The following is a 16,349-nucleotide window of genomic DNA, read 5'->3' on the forward strand; positions in this document are numbered from 1 at the left end:
GGTCCGGGATGGGGTGGGTGGGGGCAAGGGGTTTTCAGAGGGGCCCGGCCATCAGAGGACATGCCTCCTCACCTACTTGACGATGATCACGTCTGACTTGTCGATCTGTTGATGGGGTACTGCGGGATAATCTTCTCGGATTCGGGCAGCCAGTGATTTCAGTTGTTCGATGTTGTTTACGTCGACGTTCAGGGAGTTGATGAGGAAGTACCGGCCGATATCGGTCTTGTACTCGCCCTCGCTGAAAATCACCTTCAGGATAAGGTCGCCATTGGTAGACCTATAGAGCGTGAAGTCCCATGGATTCATCGCCACTCGAGTTACTTCCACTACAGTACGTCTCCTGTCGCTATGTCTATCACCGTGTAATCGCGCCCATTGGCCATGTCTTCCGTGTGAACGATTGCCTCCAAGTCTCCCTTTGGAAGCCTTCCGCCGGGGAGCCACTGGTCATTGGCACCCCACTCGTTGCCCGAAGGCATGTGCGAAGCGTACGAGCTCGTCGGGTGGAAGTGGACGATGACGAGGCTGTCATTGGCTAGCTGATCTTCAGGAATGCCGAGCTTCTGAGCGAGTTTGATTGGATCGCCGCCGGACTCGTCGAGCATTGCCTTTGCATCAGCGTTGGTCAAGACGAACTCGCTCCTACCCGGATCTGGTTTCCCGATGCCGTATTCCTCATAGCTGCTTCGGATCAAGATCCGTGACGCGCCGTCCTCGAAATTCTGAAGGTGTTCGGCGATGTACTCAGCAGGCAAATACGTATCAGGCGGTGGTCGCTGTCCTTTTTCGGTGGCGAGGATCTCGTCAAACTTCTCCCTACTGATGGGGACACCTCCAGTATCCGAATAGTCGGCATGTGTCCCTTCATCTGAGTTGACGGCGTTACCTTCCGAATCGGCGCCGGTATGAGCAGATTGCTCTTCGGGGTCAGGGCTTTTTTCAGTGCGGCCCGCACTCAGCTCGCGTCGCTCACTGTCTTGTGCTGGATTGTCCGAAACCGAAGGCTCGTTGGAGAAGGGTTTGGTGCCGTCGGCACCTATCGGTGCATGGTCTCCGCCTCCGGCCACGCTCCCTGATTCTGGTCGCTGACCCATCTCGCGTGTGACGCCGCCACCTTGGACAGCGGATCCCTCGGATCGGACAGGTATGAGTTCTTCTCGATGGTCAGCGGGTGTTGCTGGGTCGGTTCGGGTGGATCGGTCAGAGACTCCGCCGTCAGTTGATAGACGATCTTCTCCGCGTCCTCCTGCGTGCGTCGAATCGTGATCTCCCACTGATACGGGTAGATCTGGTTCGCGCCCCGGTTGAATCCCGTCTCCTTGAACGTCGTGTACGCCTCGGCCACCATGGTCTCCGGCCAACTCGGGTACTGGTAGATGATCCCCGTCTCCGAATCGATCACCAGCCGAGCCAGCCCCACTGACTGGCCCGTCGCCATCTGTTCCGGGGACAGCACTTTCGTCGCGACCCACCCCTTGCTCACCGGGTGCACTTGGAAGGTCTCGGTCGGTGACATCTGCGCTAGATACGCCAGCGCCTGTTCCCTGGTCTCCAGCTTTCTCATCGCGCGTTCCTTCGAGAAGTTCGGCCGCGGGGCGATCCGTGGATGGATTGTGCTCAGTGGAGACGGGCGAGCGATCTGAGGCGTCGCCCCCTACACCTCGGTCGTCGCCACCTCCGGCCACACCCCGCGGTTCTGCCGGCTCAGCCACTCCGCGTGAGACGTCGCCACGCTCGCCAGCCAACCCCTCGGCTCGTGCGCGAATGTCGCCTTCTCGATGGTCAATTGACTCTGCTGCGTGGGCTCCGGTGGATTGGTCAAAGACTCCACCGTCATCTGATACACGATGGTCTGCGCGTCCTCCCGCACCCGTTGAATCGTGATCCTCGACTGATACGGGTAGATCTGGGTCCCGCCCCGGTTGAATCCCGTCTCCTTGAACGTCGTGTACGCCTCGGCCACCATGGTCTCCGACCAACTCGGGTACTGGTAGATGATCCCCGTCTCCGAATCGATCACCAGCCGAGCCAGCCCCACTGACTGGCCCGTCGCCATCTGTTCCGGGGACAGCACTTTCGTCGCGACCCACCCCTTGCTCACCGGGTGCACTTGGAAGGTCTCGGTCGGTGACATCTGCGCCAGATACGCCAGCGCCTGTTCCCTGGTCTCCAACTCCGCCATCGTGTACTCCTCGGCTGGGTTCGATCGGTGTGAAATTCAGATAAGACGACCGGTCGACCATCCACGGGGGCGGCCGATCGGAAGTGATACGTTGCTGCGGATCCCACCAGACCGGCCCGTCAGCGCCTTCGGGATAAACAACGACCGTTGCGTGGGAGCCGTCGGTCACGGGGGAGCCGTCGGGATGATGCAGGTATTGGCCAGTATGTGGATCGCGGGCATGCCAGCCGTTGACCACCAAGGCAGACGAGCCGGGCCCGAGGTCGCTGATGTGCCTGTGGAGTGCGTCGAACTGGTCTACGAGTCCCATGCCATGGAACTCGAGCAGGGGCCTGCCGAGCCACGTTGCGGCACGGTGCAACCCGCCGAGCTCGCCCGAACGTGTGTCGATCATGCCGTCCGGCAACTTATCCGGGAATCTTGGTGCCGATACGGTGGGGTCTCCATGGAACGACGACAATGCGGACAGTGAGCAGTCAAGGCAGTTGTTCGACCGACCCCTGACCTCCGGGCCGCCATCGTTGATCAGGTTGCCGTAGTCGTTTGTTCGCGGATCGGCGTGCCTGAGGTAGTCACCGTGCGAGTCGCGCAGGGCATGCTCTACCGCGGTCTGATACGCAGGGTCCTCGACACGATCCAGCTGATGTGGGCCGTAGATACGGTCGTTCGCCGGATTGCCCACTGGGCCAGTCGGATCCGGATCAGGATGTTGGCCGCCGCCCGGTTCATGGCTGGAGCCCGACGGATCGGGGTGATGCCCAGAGGGGTCACCTGCATGGGGCGTCTCGTGAATCGGGGGAGTGGGTGTGCCTTCTCCCGCTCTCGGCGCGTGTGTCTCTGGCCCGGGCCGCGGGGTCGCTGTGGCCGCGTCCGGCTCATGCGCCGCCGCCGGCTTCACCGGCGCCTGCGGCGAGCGCTCAACCGACGGCCCGGCGCCGCTGGGTGCCTGGGTGCGCGGATACTCTGGTGTATTGCCCTGCGGTGTCCGGTTTTCCGGGCTGCGCGCCGGGGTCTCGGGGGCCGGCGTTCGGCTCGGCGCGTCGGTCGGACCGTGCATGCCGCCCGCGGCATGCGGTGCCATCGGCATGCCGCCGATCATGGGCGCCGGCGCCGAATGCTGTCCCGCGTTGCGGTCTGTCGGGGTCTGAGCTGAACCGTGGTCGACGGAGTCAGGTGAGGTGGGCTGATGCGCCGCCGGTTCGTGCATGTTGGGTTCGTGCACCGCTGGCGCCTCGTGCCCAACGGGCCGTTCCATCGTCGGCTGGTGCTCGACTGGGCGCGAACCAGTCTCCGGCGCATGCGGGTTGGACTCCGGCACGCGAGACTCAGGCGCATGTGCCGGGGCGGCGGGCGCCGACTCCGACGGTGCTCGCGGGGCTTCGTGCGTGCCAGTCGGACTGGGCGAGTCGGGCACATGCGTGGGCGCAGGCGGTGCCGACGAGTCAGGGGAGTGCGGCGAAGCGGAGGACTCCGGCGACGGACCGTCGACGCGCCCCGGGCCGGGATCCGAAGGCGGAACGGAACGTCCGGGAGGCTCCGGCGGGGGACCGTCACCGCCACCTGTTCCTTGATGAGGTCCACCGGGGGTGCTCTGCGGTCCCGGCGGATCGGGCGGTCCGGACGGCCCCTCGAGTCCGTGCGGGGCGGTGGGCGCGTCGATGCCATGAGGTGCGCTCGGGCCCACGAGCGAGTCGGGAATCGCACCGGGCCGGACCTCGGGAACATCTGGAATCCGTTGTCCGCCAGGGAGATCACCCAGACCCTCGACGCTGGGTGCGCCCCGACTCCACGGGCCGATCTCCCCGAGCTTGGGCAGGCGACCTTCATCCAAGATTCGCCTGGTCATGTTCAGACTCTTGGCGACGCTGCCCGTCTTCGACAGCGCGCCACCGGGCACGAACAAGGACCCGATGTTGAACGCCGCCTCGCCCGCGCCGCGGGTCGGATGGTCACCTGTCCACTGGTCCAAGGCGATGAACTGCTTGCCCATCTCGGCCAGCACGCCCGGTGCCTTCGACGGATCGTTGGCCACTGCCCATGCCGTCTTGGCCAGGCCCTCCCACATCTCCGGGTTGGCCATCGACACCACGCCGGACACCGTATTGATCAGGCCGTTCGCGATACCGACCTCGAAATCGGTGTAGAGCGTGACGGCATCGGCCAGGGCATTGCCCACGCCGTCGCCGAACTGCGCCACCAGGACAGGCCGGACCCACTTCTCGAATGCGTCTGCGGCATCGCTGATGAGATTCTTGAGTTCGTTGAGCAGACCGACAATTCCCTCGACCTGGCGCTGGAAATTGCTCAGCACGGTGCCCACGTCGTGTGCGACCTCGCGCAGGACTTTCATTCCGTCGCCGCTGAAGAAGTCGGTGACGGTGTCCCACAAACCCGACAGTGACAGTCGATCCAGCAGGCGGCGAATGGCATCTTGGGTCTGCTGCACCTCCCGGGCGAAACTGGTGATGTGCTGGGCCAAATCCGAAGCCGTGGTCGTCAGGCCCGCCATGGCCTCGCCGATGGAGTCGAAGGCCTCGCCGATCTTCGCGCCTTCGGGGATGTCCTGGGCGGCGACAGCGGGCTTGAGCCCGTTCAATTCGGATTGAAAGATGGCGAACCCGGTCGCAAAGTTACGCCATTGGGCGGCAAGCACATTCATCATTGCCGCGTTTCCGGACGGCCAGGTCATTGCCGCCCCGAACAATCCCAGGCCGGGCAGCGTCAGCAGCAGCGGCTCGACGAGGTACCACATGGGAGGCGGCGGGACCATGACCCCGTTCGGGCCCGCGGGCATATCGCCGGCCACGGTGTCGCTCGGCTGTGGACCGACGGCGCCGGGCGCACCATGACCGCCGATGGTCGACCCTGCATCGGCGTTTTTGTAGTTGTAGCCCGTGGCTTGAAGCATCCGCCCAACGGCCTTGTACGCATTCGCCGCCTTGGCGAGCGTATCGGCGAAATCCTGTGCCTGGCGCCCGTAATCGAGAGCGAAACTCAGCCCGGCCGTATCCGCACCTGAGGAGATGCCGCTTCCCAGAGCGGAACTCAACGAGTCGCACAACATCCCCAGTTGTGACCCGAGCGATTCGACCCGCTTGCCGGCATCGATCAGGACATCCGGGTCGACGTCGATCCGGCCGTGTGCCGAGGCGACTACCCCCACATCGCGCCGTTCTTGGTGACGGCTTCCGTGTAGTTCTTTTCGGCCGACTGGGCGATGGACCGCAATTGCTTCAGCGCCGACTTCATCTGCTCGGCGCCGTCCTCCCATTGCTGCTGAGCCTGCGCCTGGGCATCCGAACCTTCGCCATGCCAGGACGTGCGCAGCGTGGCCATCGTGCTGTCGATGTCCTCCAGGCATTCGGTGACTTCACGCTCGAACGCCTGCATGTGCTCGATTGCCGCCTGCATCTTCCCGAAATCGACCACCAGTTGAGTCACTGCGGCACCTCGCGGCCGGGCGTCTGGGAGTCAGCGGGCGGCTCGACCGGTGCCCCCGTCGGCCCGTCATCGCCGGGCGCTGCCCCGTCGTGGTCTTCCGGGTCCTTGGCATCTTTCGCCGTCTCGACGGCCTTCTCGACCGCCTGCTCGATGGTCTGGCCGACCTGTTGCGCCACCCCAGCGGCTGCCTGTGCGGCCTGCGTCACCATGGCGCCGGCCGTTTGACCGGCCTGTGCCAGCCCGGAGGTCACCTGCCCACCGACCTGACCCACTTGCCCTACCGAAGAAGACAGTGCGTCGGACGATCCTGAGTAACCGGACGCCGCACCCGACGAGGGCTGCGCCGTCGCGCCGCTCGCTGGAGAGCCCGCCGGAGAGCCCGACGGGGTGCCCTGACCGTCACCGGCACCCGACGCGGGGAACGACGACGCCACCGCACCGGCGGCCTGCTCGTCGGTTCTCTCGTATTGATCGCCGGCCACCCTAAGCAGGTCCGACATGGTCTGCACCCCGCGGACCACCTGGCCCGCACCGTGGTGCCACTGGTCCCACGCGGTGGAGTAGGCGGACGCGGCGTCACCCTTCCAGCCCGACCCCAAGAGCTCCCGGGTTTCGAGGTCCACGCTGGACAGGCCGTCCTGCAAGCGCTGCCCCGCCTCCCGCAGCCGGTTCGCGGCAAGATGCAGTTCGGACACGACAACTTCGACCGGACGTTCCATCTCACCCCCGTGTCATCGGACGGCCGACACCACTGTGCAGCTTATTCGCCCCCAAGGGCACCCTGATGCACCAGTTACGCTCGCCCCGTGCTCATCGTCATCGAAGGTCTGGACGGCGCCGGCAAGCGAACTCTGACCGAGGGCCTGCGGGCGGACTTCGAGGCCCGCGGGAAAACCGTCACCACGATGGCCTTCCCCCGGTACGGCGAATCGATCCACGCCGACCTGGCCGCCGAGGCGCTGCACGGCGGCCATGGCGACCTGGCCGACTCGGTGTACGCGATGGCGACGTTGTTCGCCCTGGACCGGGCCGGCGCCCGCGACGAGATCAACCGCCGCAAGGATTCTCACGACGTCGTCATCCTGGATCGCTACGTGGCGTCGAATGCCGCCTACAGCGCGGCCCGGCTGCACCAGCACGCCGACGGGGAGGTGGTGGCCTGGGTGCGTGACCTCGAATTCGGCCGGCTGAACCTGCCCGGACCGGATTGGCAGGTGCTGCTCGACGTCCCGGTGGAGCTGGCCGAGCAGCGCGCCGTGTCCCGCGCGGCGCAGGAAGCCGACCGCGCCCGCGACGCCTACGAGCGTGACGGCGGACTGCAACGCCGGACCGGTGAGGTGTACCGCGCGCTGGCCGCTGCCGACTGGGCCGGCCGGTGGGCGGTGGCCGCCCCGGATATCCATCCGGGGCAACTGGCCGAGACCCTCCTCGCATAGGTCGAAACTGACGCGGTGTGGCACCGGCGGTTTGTCACGATTTGGTGACACGATGGGGCCCATGAGGCAACGGATCCTGGTCGTGGACGACGACCCCTCCCTGGCCGAGATGCTCACCATCGTGCTGCGTGGCGAGGGTTTCGACACCGCGGTCATCGGCGACGGCACCCAGGCCCTCACCGCGGTGCGCGAACTGCGCCCCGACCTCGTGCTGCTCGACCTGATGTTGCCCGGCATGAATGGAATCGACGTGTGCCGCGTGCTGCGCGCCGACTCCGGCGTGCCGATCGTCATGCTGACGGCCAAGACCGACACCGTCGACGTGGTGCTGGGCCTGGAGTCCGGCGCCGACGACTACGTGATGAAGCCGTTCAAACCCAAGGAGTTGGTGGCGCGCGTCCGGGCCCGGCTGCGCCGCAACGACGACGAGCCCGCTGAGCTGCTGTCCATCCACGACATCGACATCGATGTGCCCGCACACAAGGTGACCCGTGCGGGGGAACAGATCTCCCTCACGCCCCTGGAGTTCGACCTGCTGGTGGCGTTGGCACGCAAACCGCGGCAGGTGTTTACTCGTGATGTGCTGCTCGAACAGGTGTGGGGATACCGTCACCCAGCCGACACCCGTTTGGTGAACGTGCATGTCCAGCGGTTGCGGGCCAAGGTCGAGACCGACCCGGAGAACCCGCAGGTGGTGCTGACCGTTCGAGGAGTGGGATACAAGGCCGGACCGCCGTGATCTTCGGCTCGCGGCGTCGCGTCCGCAGCCGCTTCCGCGGCTCGGGCCCGATGGTGCGGGGTCTGGCTGCGCTCGGCCGGGCAGTCGGTTTCGCGTGGCGGCGGTCCTTGCAGCTGCGGGTGGTCAGCCTGACGCTCGGGTTGTCGCTGGCGGTCATCCTGGTGCTCGGCTTTGTGCTCACCAGTCAGATCACCGACCGCATTCTCGAGGTCAAGGTCAGGGCCGCGACCGAGGAGATCGAACGCGCCCGCAACACCGTCAGTCGCATCGTCGGTGGCGAGGAGACCCGATCCCTCGACAGCAGCCTGCAACTCGCGCGCAACACCCTCATCGACCGCAAGGTCGACACCGGTGCGGGGCTGGCCGGCGCCTTCGACGCCGTTCTCGTGGTGCCCGGCGACGGACCCCGCGCCGCCACCGCGGCCGGACCGGTACAGCAGGTGCCCAAGGAATTACGCGATTTCGTCAAGGCCGGCCAGGTCAGCTACCAGTACGCCGGAGTACACACCGACGGCTTCTCCGGTCCCGCGTTGATCGTCGGCAGCCCGACATCCTCGCAGGTCACCAATCTGGAGCTTTACCTGATCTTTCCGCTGACCAACGAGGAATCGACCATCTCGCTGGTGCGCGGCACCATGGCCACCGGCGGCGTCGTGCTGCTCGGACTGCTCGCGGCCATCGCGCTGCTCGTGGCACGCCAGATCGTGCTGCCGGTGCGGTCGGCGTCGCGGATCGCCGAGCGGTTCGCCGAAGGCCATCTCACCGAACGCATGCCGGTGCGCGGCGAGGACGACATGGCGCGGCTGGCGGTGTCCTTCAACGATATGGCCGAGAGCCTCAGCAGGCAGATCACCCAGCTCGAAGAGTTCGGAAACCTGCAGCGCCGCTTCACTTCTGACGTCAGTCACGAGCTGCGCACCCCGTTGACGACGGTGCGGATGGCGGCGGACCTGATCTATGACCACAGCGAGGACCTGGACCCGGCGCTGCGGCGTTCCACCGAGCTGATGGTCAACGAACTCGACCGCTTCGAGACCCTGCTCGCCGATCTGCTGGAGATCTCCCGCCACGATGCCGGCGTCGCCGAGCTGGCCGTCGAAGCGGTCGATCTGCGGTCGGTGGTGCAGAGCGCGCTGGACAACGTGGGGCACCTGTCCGCCGACGCAGGTATCGAACTGGACGTCGACATGCCGTTGACCGGGGTGATCGCCGAGGTGGATCCCCGTCGGGTGGAACGCATTCTGCGCAACCTCATCGCCAACGCGATCGACCACGCCGAGCACAAGCCGGTGCAGATCCGGATGGCCGCCGACGAGGACACCGTCGCCGTGACGGTCCGTGACTTCGGCGTCGGTCTGCGCCCCGGTGAGGAGAAGTTGGTGTTCAGCCGGTTCTGGCGGTCGGACCCGTCCCGGGTGCGCCGATCCGGCGGCACGGGGCTGGGGTTGGCGATCAGCATCGAGGACGCCCGGCTGCACCAGGGTCGGCTGGAGGCCTGGGGCGAACCGGGTAAGGGTGCATGCTTCCGGCTCACCCTGCCGCTGGTGCGCGGTCACAAGGTGACCACCAGCCCGCTGCCGCTCAAACCCGTCGATCAGGCCGCACCCGCACGCCGGGAACGCGAACCGGCGGGGGAGGGCGTGTGAAGCGCCTGCCGGCCTTGACGTGGCTTGTGGTGCTGATCGTTTCGCTGGCCGGCTGCGCCGGCGTACCGAGTTCGTCGTCCCCGCAGGCGATCGGCACCGTCGACCGGCCCGCCCCGCCGAGCCTGCCCACGCCCACCCCGGGCATGGACCCCGATGTGTTGTTGCGCGAATTCCTCAAGGCGACCGCCGATCCCGCCAACCGGCATCTGGCGGCCCGGCAGTTTCTCACCGAATCGGCGTCACGTGGCTGGGACGACGCCGGTAGTGCCCTGCTGATCGACCGGGTCGTGTTCGTGGAAACCCGTGGACCCGAACGGGTTTCGGTGAACATGCGGGCCGACATGCTGGGTTCGCTGTCCGACGTCGGGGTGTTCGAGACTGCGGAGGGCGCCTTGCCCGACCCGGGTCCGATCGAACTGGTGAAGACCCCGGGCGGCTGGCGCATCGACAAACTGCCCAACGGTGTCTTCCTGGACTGGCAGCAGTTCCAGCAGACCTATAAGCGCAGCACGCTGTATTTCTCCGACCCCACCGGCAAGACCGTCGTACCCGATCCGCGCTACGTGGCGGTCGCCGACGCCGACCAGTTGGCCACCGAACTCGTCACCAAACTGACCACCGGGCCGCGTCCGGAGATGGCGCGCACGGTGCGCAACCTGCTGGCCGCCCCGCTGCGCCTGCGCGGCCCGGTGACCCGGGCCGACGGTGGCAAGACGGGTGTCGGACGCGGCTACGGGGGCGCCCGCATCGACCTGGAGAATCTGCCGACGACGGATCCGCACACCCGTCAACTGCTTGCGGCGCAGATCATCTGGACGCTGTCCCGGGCCGGTATCAACGGGCCGTACGTCATCAACGCCGACGGCGCGGCCCTCGACGACAGATTCGCCGACGGGTGGAACACCGCCGACGTGGCGGCCAGCGACCCCGGTGCTGCCGACGGTGCCGCGGCGGGCTTGCATGCGCTCATCGGTGGTTCGATGGTGTCCCTCGACGGCCAGAACGCACCCCGGGTTCCCGGTTCGTTCGGGCAGATGCCGGGTCAGGTGTCCGCGGCGCTGTCGCGCAGCGGCCAGGAGGCGGCAACGGTGGTACTGCTGCGACCCGGCGCCCCCGACATGTCGTCCTCGCTGTGGATCGGTCCGCTCGGCGGAGATACCGGCCAGGCCATCGACGGGCGCACGCTCACCAGGCCCACCTGGTCGCTCGACGACGCCATCTGGATCGTCGTCGACGGCAACAATGTGGTGCGCGTGCTCCAGGAGGCGGCCTCGGGGCAGCCCGCGCGCATCCCCGTCGACTCGACGGCCGTCGCGACCAAGTTCTCCGGGCCCATCTCCGAACTGCAACTCTCCCGCGACGGCACCCGCGCGGCCATGGTGATCAACGGCCAGGTGATCCTGGCGGGCGTCGAGCAGACTCCCGGTGGGCAGTACGCGCTGACGTACCCGCGCCGGCTGGGCTTCGGGCTCGGCGACACCGCGGTGTCGCTGTCCTGGCGCACCGGGGACGACATCGTCGTCACCCGCACCGATACGGCACACCCGGTGTCGTACGTGAATCTCGACGGGGTGAACTCCGACGGGCCGGCCCAGAACCTGTTGGCGCCGGTGACCACCGTCGCGGCCAATCCATCCACGGTGTACGTCGCCGATCAGCGCGGTGTGCTGCAGCTGTCCGGGTCGGCCGCCGAGGACAACATGAGCTGGGCCGAGGTGCGGCCGCTCATGGTCGCCGGGGCGCTGCCGGTGCTCCCCGGCTGACGGTGGCAACGGGCCGGTCTGTCGGCACCTCCGCCCGGGACGGGATGTCAGACGCCACGGCCACACTGGGTCCGTGCTGCTTGATCTGGTGCTGCCGGTGGAGTGCGGAGGCTGTGGCGCCCCGGGTGTGCGCTGGTGCCCGGCATGCGCCGCCGAACTGCGCACCAAGGCCGCCGACCCCCGCGTCGTGACACCGCGGCTGGACCCCGGGGTGCCGGTGTTGTCGCTGGGCCGCTATGCCGCGGCACGCAGGCAGGCGATCGTCGCGGTCAAGGAACACGGCCGGGCCGATCTGGTGGAGCCGCTGGCAGGGGCGGTGCGCACCGGACTGACGCAGCTGCTCACCTGGGGCCTGCTGGAGACGCCGCTGATCGTGGTGCCCGCGCCGACGCGCTGGACGGCGGCCCGTCGACGCGGAGGCGACCCGGTCACCAGGGTGGCCGAAACCGCGGTCGCACCCCTGGCGGGCGTCACGGTCACCCGCGCGCTGCGGTTGACCGGCCTCGCACGCGATTCGGTCGGCCTCTCCAGTGCGGACCGGCAACGGAATCTGGCGGGCCGCGTCCGCGTCCGCGCGTTGCCCGCAGCCCCCGTCGTACTGCTCGACGATGTGGTGACCACCGGCGCCACGGCATGTGCCTCCGTCGACGCGCTGCAAACCTCCGGCGTGTCGGTGCACGCGGTGCTCGCCATCGCAAACGCGTGATGACCCGCGGCGACGATGTCTTCGATTGCCGTCAGATGAAGAACTCAAAACAGGTCTGCGAAATTGGTGGCACAGTCAGGTGAACACGGACTACGTTGGGGCCAACCACCCGTGAAGGTTTCACGGCGGCACCCCCTCACCGGGGCGCCCGTGAACCGAGCGGCTGCCAAGACACGGTAGGAGGTGATCACTCGACACCTTGCGCCGGCGGGCGCCGCATATGCACTTTCCCGCCGACGCGTGTTCTGACAATCCGGGCACGCAACGCGCGTGCGACACCGCAGGAGAAACGAGTTGTCAAGTATGTCAACCCAATCCGTGCAAACCGATCGCACTACCATGGTCGTCGAAGACGAGGACCTCACGCCGGCCACCAACGCCGACGTTGTCGTCAAGGGCCGCAATGTCGAGGTTCCCGACCACTTCCGCCTCTACGTCTCCGAGAAGCTGGCGCGACTGGAGCGGTTCGACAAGACCATCTACCTTTTCGATGTCGAACTCGACCATGAGAAGAATCGGCGCCAGCGCAAAAATTGTCAGCATGTCGAGATCACCGCGCGCGGCCGAGGCCCCGTGGTACGCGGGGAAGCCTGCGCCGACAGTTTCTATGCGGCCCTGGAATCGGCGGTCTGCAAACTCGAGAACCGGCTACGTCGCAGCAAGGACCGGCGCAAGATTCACTACGGTGACAAGAGGCCCGTCTCTCTGCACGAGGCGACCGCGGTGATCCCGGAGCAGGACCTGCCCACCACCGCCCCCGAGTCGGTGCAGACCGAGATCGCGGTGGACGATCACGAGCCCGGCCGGATTGTGCGTACCAAGGAGCACGAGGCCACCCCGATGACCGTCGATGACGCCCTCTACGAGATGGAACTGGTCGGGCACGACTTCTTCCTGTTCCACGACAAGGAATCCGACCGACCGAGCGTCGTCTACCGCAGACACGCCTACGACTACGGGCTGATCAGGCTGTCCTGACTCCCACGGAGCGAGATCCGAGCACGAGCCCCCGGCGCGCAGCCGGGGGCTCGTTGCGTCTTCGGGCCGTATCTCGCCGGGCCGCCGATTTCGTTCACCTACGATGGACCGCAGTTACCTGCTGTGATGTTCATCCACTGAAGAGGAAATAGCGTGCTGGATAAGTTGCTCCGTCTCGGTGAAGGCCGCATGGTCAAGCGCCTCAAAAAGGTCGCTGACTATGTGAACACCTTGTCCGACGACGTGGAGAAGCTGACCGACGCCGAACTTCGTGCCAAGACCGACGAGTTCCGCAAGCGCGTCGCCGACGGCGTAGAACTCGACGACCTGCTGCCCGAGGCGTTCGCGGTGGCCCGCGAGGCCGCCTGGCGGGTGCTGGGCCAGCGCCACTTCGACGTCCAGATCATGGGTGGCGCCGCGTTGCACTTCGGCAATGTCGCCGAGATGAAGACCGGTGAGGGCAAAACCCTGACCGGTGTGCTGCCGGCCTACCTCAACGCACTGTCCGGCAAGGGCGTGCACATCGTCACCGTCAACGACTACCTGGCCAAACGCGATAGCGAGCAGATGGGTCGCGTGCACCGCTTCCTGGGGCTCGACGTCGGCGTCATCCTGTCGGGGCTGACCCCCGATGAGCGCCGCGCCGCCTACGCGGCCGACATCACCTACGGCACCAACAACGAGTTCGGGTTCGACTACCTGCGCGACAACATGGCGCACTCGGTGCCCGAGATGGTGCAGCGCGGCCATAACTTCGCCGTCGTCGACGAGGTCGACTCGATCCTCATCGACGAGGCCCGCACCCCGCTGATCATCTCCGGTCCGGCCGACGGCGCCTCGCACTGGTATTCCGAGTTCGCCCGGCTGGCCCCGCTGATGAAGAAGGACGTCCACTACGAGGTGGACCTGAAGAAGCGCACCATCGGCGTGCACGAGATCGGTGTCGAGTTCGTCGAGGATCAGCTCGGCATCGACAACCTGTACGAAGCCGCCAACTCGCCGCTGGTCAGCTACCTGAACAATTCGCTGAAGGCCAAGGAACTCTTCGAGCGCGACAAGGAGTACATCGTCCGCAACGGTGAGGTGCTCATCGTCGACGAGTTCACCGGCCGCGTGCTGATCGGCCGCCGCTACAACGAGGGTATGCACCAGGCCATCGAGGCCAAGGAGCACGTCGAGATCAAGGCCGAGAACCAGACGCTGGCCACGATCACGCTGCAGAACTACTTCCGGCTCTACGACAAGCTCTCCGGTATGACCGGTACCGCCCAGACCGAGGCCGCCGAGCTGCACGAGATCTACGGCCTCGGTGTGGTGGCCATCCCGACCAACCGGCCGATGATCCGCGTCGACGCCTCCGACCTCATCTACAAGACCGAAGAGGCCAAGTACATCGCCGTCGTCGACGATGTCGTCGAACGTTATGAGAAGGGGCAGCCGGTCCTGATCGGCACCACCTCGGTGGAACGCTCGGAGTACCTGTCGCGGCAGTTCACCAAGCGCAAGGTCCCGCACAACGTGCTCAACGCGAAGTACCACGAGCAGGAGGCGAACATCATCGCCGAGGCCGGGCGGCGCGGAGCCATCACGGTGGCCACCAACATGGCCGGCCGCGGTACCGACATCGTGCTGGGCGGCAACGTCGAGTTCCTCGCCGACAAGCGGCTCAAAGATATGGGCCTCGACCCGGTCGAGACGCCGGAGGAGTACGACGCCGCCTGGGAGTCGACCGTCAAGGCGATCAAGAACGAAGCCAAGGCCGAGGCCGAGGAAGTGATCGCGGTCGGCGGTCTCTACGTGCTGGGTACCGAGCGTCATGAGTCACGACGTATCGACAACCAGCTGCGTGGTCGCTCCGGCCGTCAGGGCGACCCGGGTGAATCGCGGTTCTACCTGTCGCTGGGTGATGAGCTCATGCGGCGGTTCAACGGTGCCACGCTGGAGACCCTGCTTACGCGACTGAACCTGCCCGAGGACGTCCCCATCGAGGCCAAGATGGTGACCCGCGCGATCAAGAGTGCACAGACCCAGGTCGAGCAGCAGAACTTCGAGGTCCGCAAGAACGTCCTCAAGTACGACGAGGTGATGAACCAGCAGCGCAAGGTCATCTACGAAGAGCGCCGGATGATCCTCGAGGGGGAGAACCTGCAGAAGCAGGCCCACGACATGCTGGTCGACGTGGTCACCGCCTATGTCGACGGTGCCACCGCCGAGGGTTACTCGGAGGACTGGGATCTGGAGAAACTGTGGGAGGCGCTCAAGACGCTGTACCCGGTGGGTATCGATCATCACGATCTCCTCGATTCGGGAGCAGTCGGAGAGCCCGGCGAGCTGACCCGCGATGAACTGCTCGGCGCCTTGGTCGAGGACGCGGAGCGGGCGTACGCCGAGCGCGAGAAGCAGATCGATGCGATCGGCGGCGAGGGCGCGATGCGTCAGCTGGAGCGCAATGTGCTGCTCAACGTGATCGACCGCAAGTGGCGCGAGCATCTCTACGAGATGGACTACCTCAAGGAGGGCATCGGCCTGCGCGCGATGGCCCAGCGTGACCCGCTGGTCGAGTACCAGCGCGAGGGTTACGACATGTTCGTCGCGATGCTCGACGGTCTCAAGGAGGAGTCGGTCGGCTTCCTGTTCAACGTCGCCGTCGAGGCCGCACCGCCGGCGCCCGCTCCCGCGGCGCAGCCGATGTCGCAGGGTCTGGCCGAATTCGCGGCGGCCGCGGCCCAGCAGGCGCAGGGCCAAGTGGCCACCAAGCAGCGGCCATCGGGCTTGCACGCCAAGGGGATCGACGACGGAGCAGACGGTTCGTCGCGGCTCACCTATTCCGGGCCGTCCGAGGACGGTTCGGCAGAGGTGCAGCGGCCCGCCGGTGGGCGGCACGCAGCGACGGAACCGGGCACCCGCAAGGAGCGTCGCGAGGCGGCCCGTCAGCAGGCGCGCGACGCCAAGGCCCGCGGCCGCTGAGCGGCGCTAACCCACCTGCAGGGCCACCACCTGCCAGCGGTCACAGACCAGTTCGATGCGTGCGGCAATGGCACGCACCCGCGCGCCCCGGGTGTAGCTGGCGAACACCTCGGCGGCGCTGACGTCGTTGTCGGGGCAGTCGGAGGCCCGGCGCAAACCCACCCGGCGCAGCACCGCGGTGCCGCCCGGTTGGGGTGTGCGGGCCAGCGCCGCGGTGGCGTCGACGAGGCCCGGCGCCAGCACACCCCGCAGCTGCGAGGCCGGGCGCCTGCGGTCGATCACCTCAAGGACGCGGCGCAGGGCATGATCGGCGAAGGTGCCGGCCGCCGGTGGCGGCAGGGGAGTTCCGGCGCCCGGCGGCGGCGCATCGGCCCGGGTAACGGGCCGTAGATGCGCTGCGGACCGCCTGCGCAGTACCGGTGGCGGGCAGGCGACGGGCCCCAGTGCCGGCGGCTCGCAATCGATGATCGGCATCGCCACGCGCGGGG

The 16,349-nt window shown here is 66.8% G+C and carries 16 protein-coding genes and 2 pseudogenes; 9 read left to right on the top strand and 9 right to left on the bottom strand.

Going from position 1 to position 16,349, the window contains the following annotated elements:
* Positions 1-72: 72 nt before the first annotated feature.
* The 5 genes and pseudogenes from FHU31_RS08725 to FHU31_RS32155 all read right to left on the bottom strand — a co-directional run.
* Entirely contained in the window at positions 73-252 is a 180-nt protein-coding gene (locus FHU31_RS08725) for a hypothetical protein (protein WP_167157501.1), read from the bottom strand.
* A 77-nt stretch (positions 253-329) separates the two neighbouring features.
* On the bottom strand, positions 330-1,070 hold the full coding sequence (locus FHU31_RS31450; protein WP_234901162.1) for a hypothetical protein: 741 nt from the start codon (positions 1,068-1,070) through the stop codon (positions 330-332).
* On the bottom strand, positions 1,040-1,567 hold the full coding sequence (locus tag FHU31_RS31455; protein ID WP_234901163.1) for an SUKH-4 family immunity protein: 528 nt from the start codon (positions 1,565-1,567) through the stop codon (positions 1,040-1,042). Before FHU31_RS31455 ends, FHU31_RS31450 begins: the two co-directional genes overlap by 31 nt.
* A 90-nt stretch (positions 1,568-1,657) precedes the next feature.
* On the bottom strand, positions 1,658-2,185 hold the full coding sequence (locus FHU31_RS31460) for an SUKH-4 family immunity protein (protein WP_234901164.1): 528 nt from the start codon (positions 2,183-2,185) through the stop codon (positions 1,658-1,660).
* Positions 2,186-2,288: 103 nt separating this feature from the next.
* Positions 2,289-3,083: pseudogene (locus FHU31_RS32155) on the bottom strand (toxin glutamine deamidase domain-containing protein); the annotation flags it as partial.
* Between FHU31_RS32155 and FHU31_RS31465 the strand changes: the two are divergent.
* Both FHU31_RS31465 and FHU31_RS31470 read left to right on the top strand, forming a co-directional pair.
* Positions 2,992-3,333, top strand: coding sequence for a hypothetical protein (locus FHU31_RS31465; RefSeq protein ID WP_234901165.1), 342 nt, complete (start codon positions 2,992-2,994; stop codon positions 3,331-3,333). The pseudogene FHU31_RS32155 and the gene FHU31_RS31465 sit on opposite strands and share 92 nt — an antisense overlap.
* A 587-nt stretch (positions 3,334-3,920) precedes the next feature.
* Positions 3,921-4,586 (top strand): hypothetical protein, encoded by a 666-nt coding sequence (locus FHU31_RS31470; protein WP_234901166.1) that lies wholly within the window; start codon positions 3,921-3,923, stop codon positions 4,584-4,586.
* A 78-nt stretch (positions 4,587-4,664) separates the two neighbouring features.
* Here the strand turns inward: FHU31_RS31470 and FHU31_RS32275 are convergent.
* From FHU31_RS32275 to FHU31_RS08740, 3 genes and pseudogenes are all read right to left on the bottom strand, one after another.
* A pseudogene (locus FHU31_RS32275) lies at positions 4,665-5,456 on the bottom strand (PE domain-containing protein); the annotation flags it as partial.
* Positions 5,339-5,626, bottom strand: coding sequence for a WXG100 family type VII secretion target (locus tag FHU31_RS08735; protein ID WP_263987914.1), 288 nt, complete (start codon positions 5,624-5,626; stop codon positions 5,339-5,341). The pseudogene FHU31_RS32275 and the gene FHU31_RS08735, both read right to left, overlap by 118 nt.
* The gene (locus FHU31_RS08740) at positions 5,623-6,345 is read right to left on the bottom strand and encodes a WXG100 family type VII secretion target (RefSeq protein ID WP_167157505.1); all 723 of its coding nucleotides are present in this window, start codon (positions 6,343-6,345) and stop codon (positions 5,623-5,625) included. Before FHU31_RS08740 ends, FHU31_RS08735 begins: the two co-directional genes overlap by 4 nt.
* A gap of 87 nt (positions 6,346-6,432) precedes the next feature.
* On the opposite strand from FHU31_RS08740, the gene FHU31_RS08745 reads away from it, so the two are divergent.
* The 7 genes from FHU31_RS08745 (at position 6,433) to secA (ending at position 15,861) form a co-directional block, all read left to right on the top strand.
* Positions 6,433-7,062: a dTMP kinase gene (locus FHU31_RS08745; protein ID WP_167157507.1), complete on the top strand. Its 630-nt coding sequence runs from the start codon at positions 6,433-6,435 to the stop codon at positions 7,060-7,062.
* Positions 7,063-7,114: 52 nt separating this feature from the next.
* Positions 7,115-7,801, top strand: coding sequence for a two-component system response regulator MtrA (gene mtrA, locus FHU31_RS08750; RefSeq protein WP_090355772.1), 687 nt, complete (start codon positions 7,115-7,117; stop codon positions 7,799-7,801).
* Positions 7,798-9,447, top strand: a complete 1,650-nt coding sequence (gene mtrB / locus FHU31_RS08755; protein WP_167157509.1) for an MtrAB system histidine kinase MtrB — start codon at positions 7,798-7,800, stop codon at positions 9,445-9,447. The genes mtrA and mtrB overlap by 4 nt, the downstream gene beginning before the upstream one ends.
* The gene (lpqB, locus tag FHU31_RS08760) at positions 9,444-11,210 is read left to right on the top strand and encodes an MtrAB system accessory lipoprotein LpqB (protein WP_167157511.1); all 1,767 of its coding nucleotides are present in this window, start codon (positions 9,444-9,446) and stop codon (positions 11,208-11,210) included. The genes mtrB and lpqB overlap by 4 nt, the downstream gene beginning before the upstream one ends.
* A 76-nt stretch (positions 11,211-11,286) precedes the next feature.
* Positions 11,287-11,916 (top strand): ComF family protein, encoded by a 630-nt coding sequence (locus FHU31_RS08765; protein WP_167160801.1) that lies wholly within the window; start codon positions 11,287-11,289, stop codon positions 11,914-11,916.
* Positions 11,917-12,219: 303 nt separating this feature from the next.
* Positions 12,220-12,894, top strand: coding sequence for a ribosome hibernation-promoting factor, HPF/YfiA family (gene hpf / locus FHU31_RS08770; protein ID WP_090355765.1), 675 nt, complete (start codon positions 12,220-12,222; stop codon positions 12,892-12,894).
* A 153-nt stretch (positions 12,895-13,047) separates the two neighbouring features.
* Positions 13,048-15,861 carry a preprotein translocase subunit SecA gene (gene secA / locus FHU31_RS08775; protein ID WP_167157513.1) on the top strand — a complete coding sequence of 938 codons (2,814 nt, stop codon included), beginning with the start codon at positions 13,048-13,050 and terminating at the stop codon, positions 15,859-15,861.
* Positions 15,862-15,867: 6 nt separating this feature from the next.
* Here the strand turns inward: secA and FHU31_RS08780 are convergent, their stop codons facing one another.
* Entirely contained in the window at positions 15,868-16,335 is a 468-nt protein-coding gene (locus FHU31_RS08780; RefSeq protein ID WP_167160803.1) for an Rv3235 family protein, read from the bottom strand.
* Between the last annotated feature and the right edge of the window lie 14 nt (positions 16,336-16,349).

It is taken from the genome of Mycolicibacterium fluoranthenivorans (genome assembly GCF_011758805.1).
Classification (GTDB): Bacteria; Actinomycetota; Actinomycetes; order Mycobacteriales; family Mycobacteriaceae; genus Mycobacterium; species Mycobacterium fluoranthenivorans.

Bases quoted from the DNA above. Each gene is read 5' to 3' on its own strand.
- FHU31_RS31455 (WP_234901163.1), bottom strand. From the start codon at position 1,567: ATGAGAAAGCTGGAGACCAGGGAACAGGCGCTGGCGTATCTAGCGCAG.
- FHU31_RS31460 (WP_234901164.1), bottom strand. From the start codon at position 2,185: ATGGCGGAGTTGGAGACCAGGGAACAGGCGCTGGCGTATCTGGCGCAG.
- FHU31_RS08740 (WP_167157505.1), bottom strand. From the start codon at position 6,345: ATGGAACGTCCGGTCGAAGTTGTCGTGTCCGAACTGCATCTTGCCGCG.
- mtrA (WP_090355772.1), top strand. From the start codon at position 7,115: ATGGGGCCCATGAGGCAACGGATCCTGGTCGTGGACGACGACCCCTCC.
- hpf (WP_090355765.1), top strand. From the start codon at position 12,220: ATGTCAACCCAATCCGTGCAAACCGATCGCACTACCATGGTCGTCGAA.
- FHU31_RS08780 (WP_167160803.1), bottom strand. From the start codon at position 16,335: ATGCCGATCATCGATTGCGAGCCGCCGGCACTGGGGCCCGTCGCCTGC.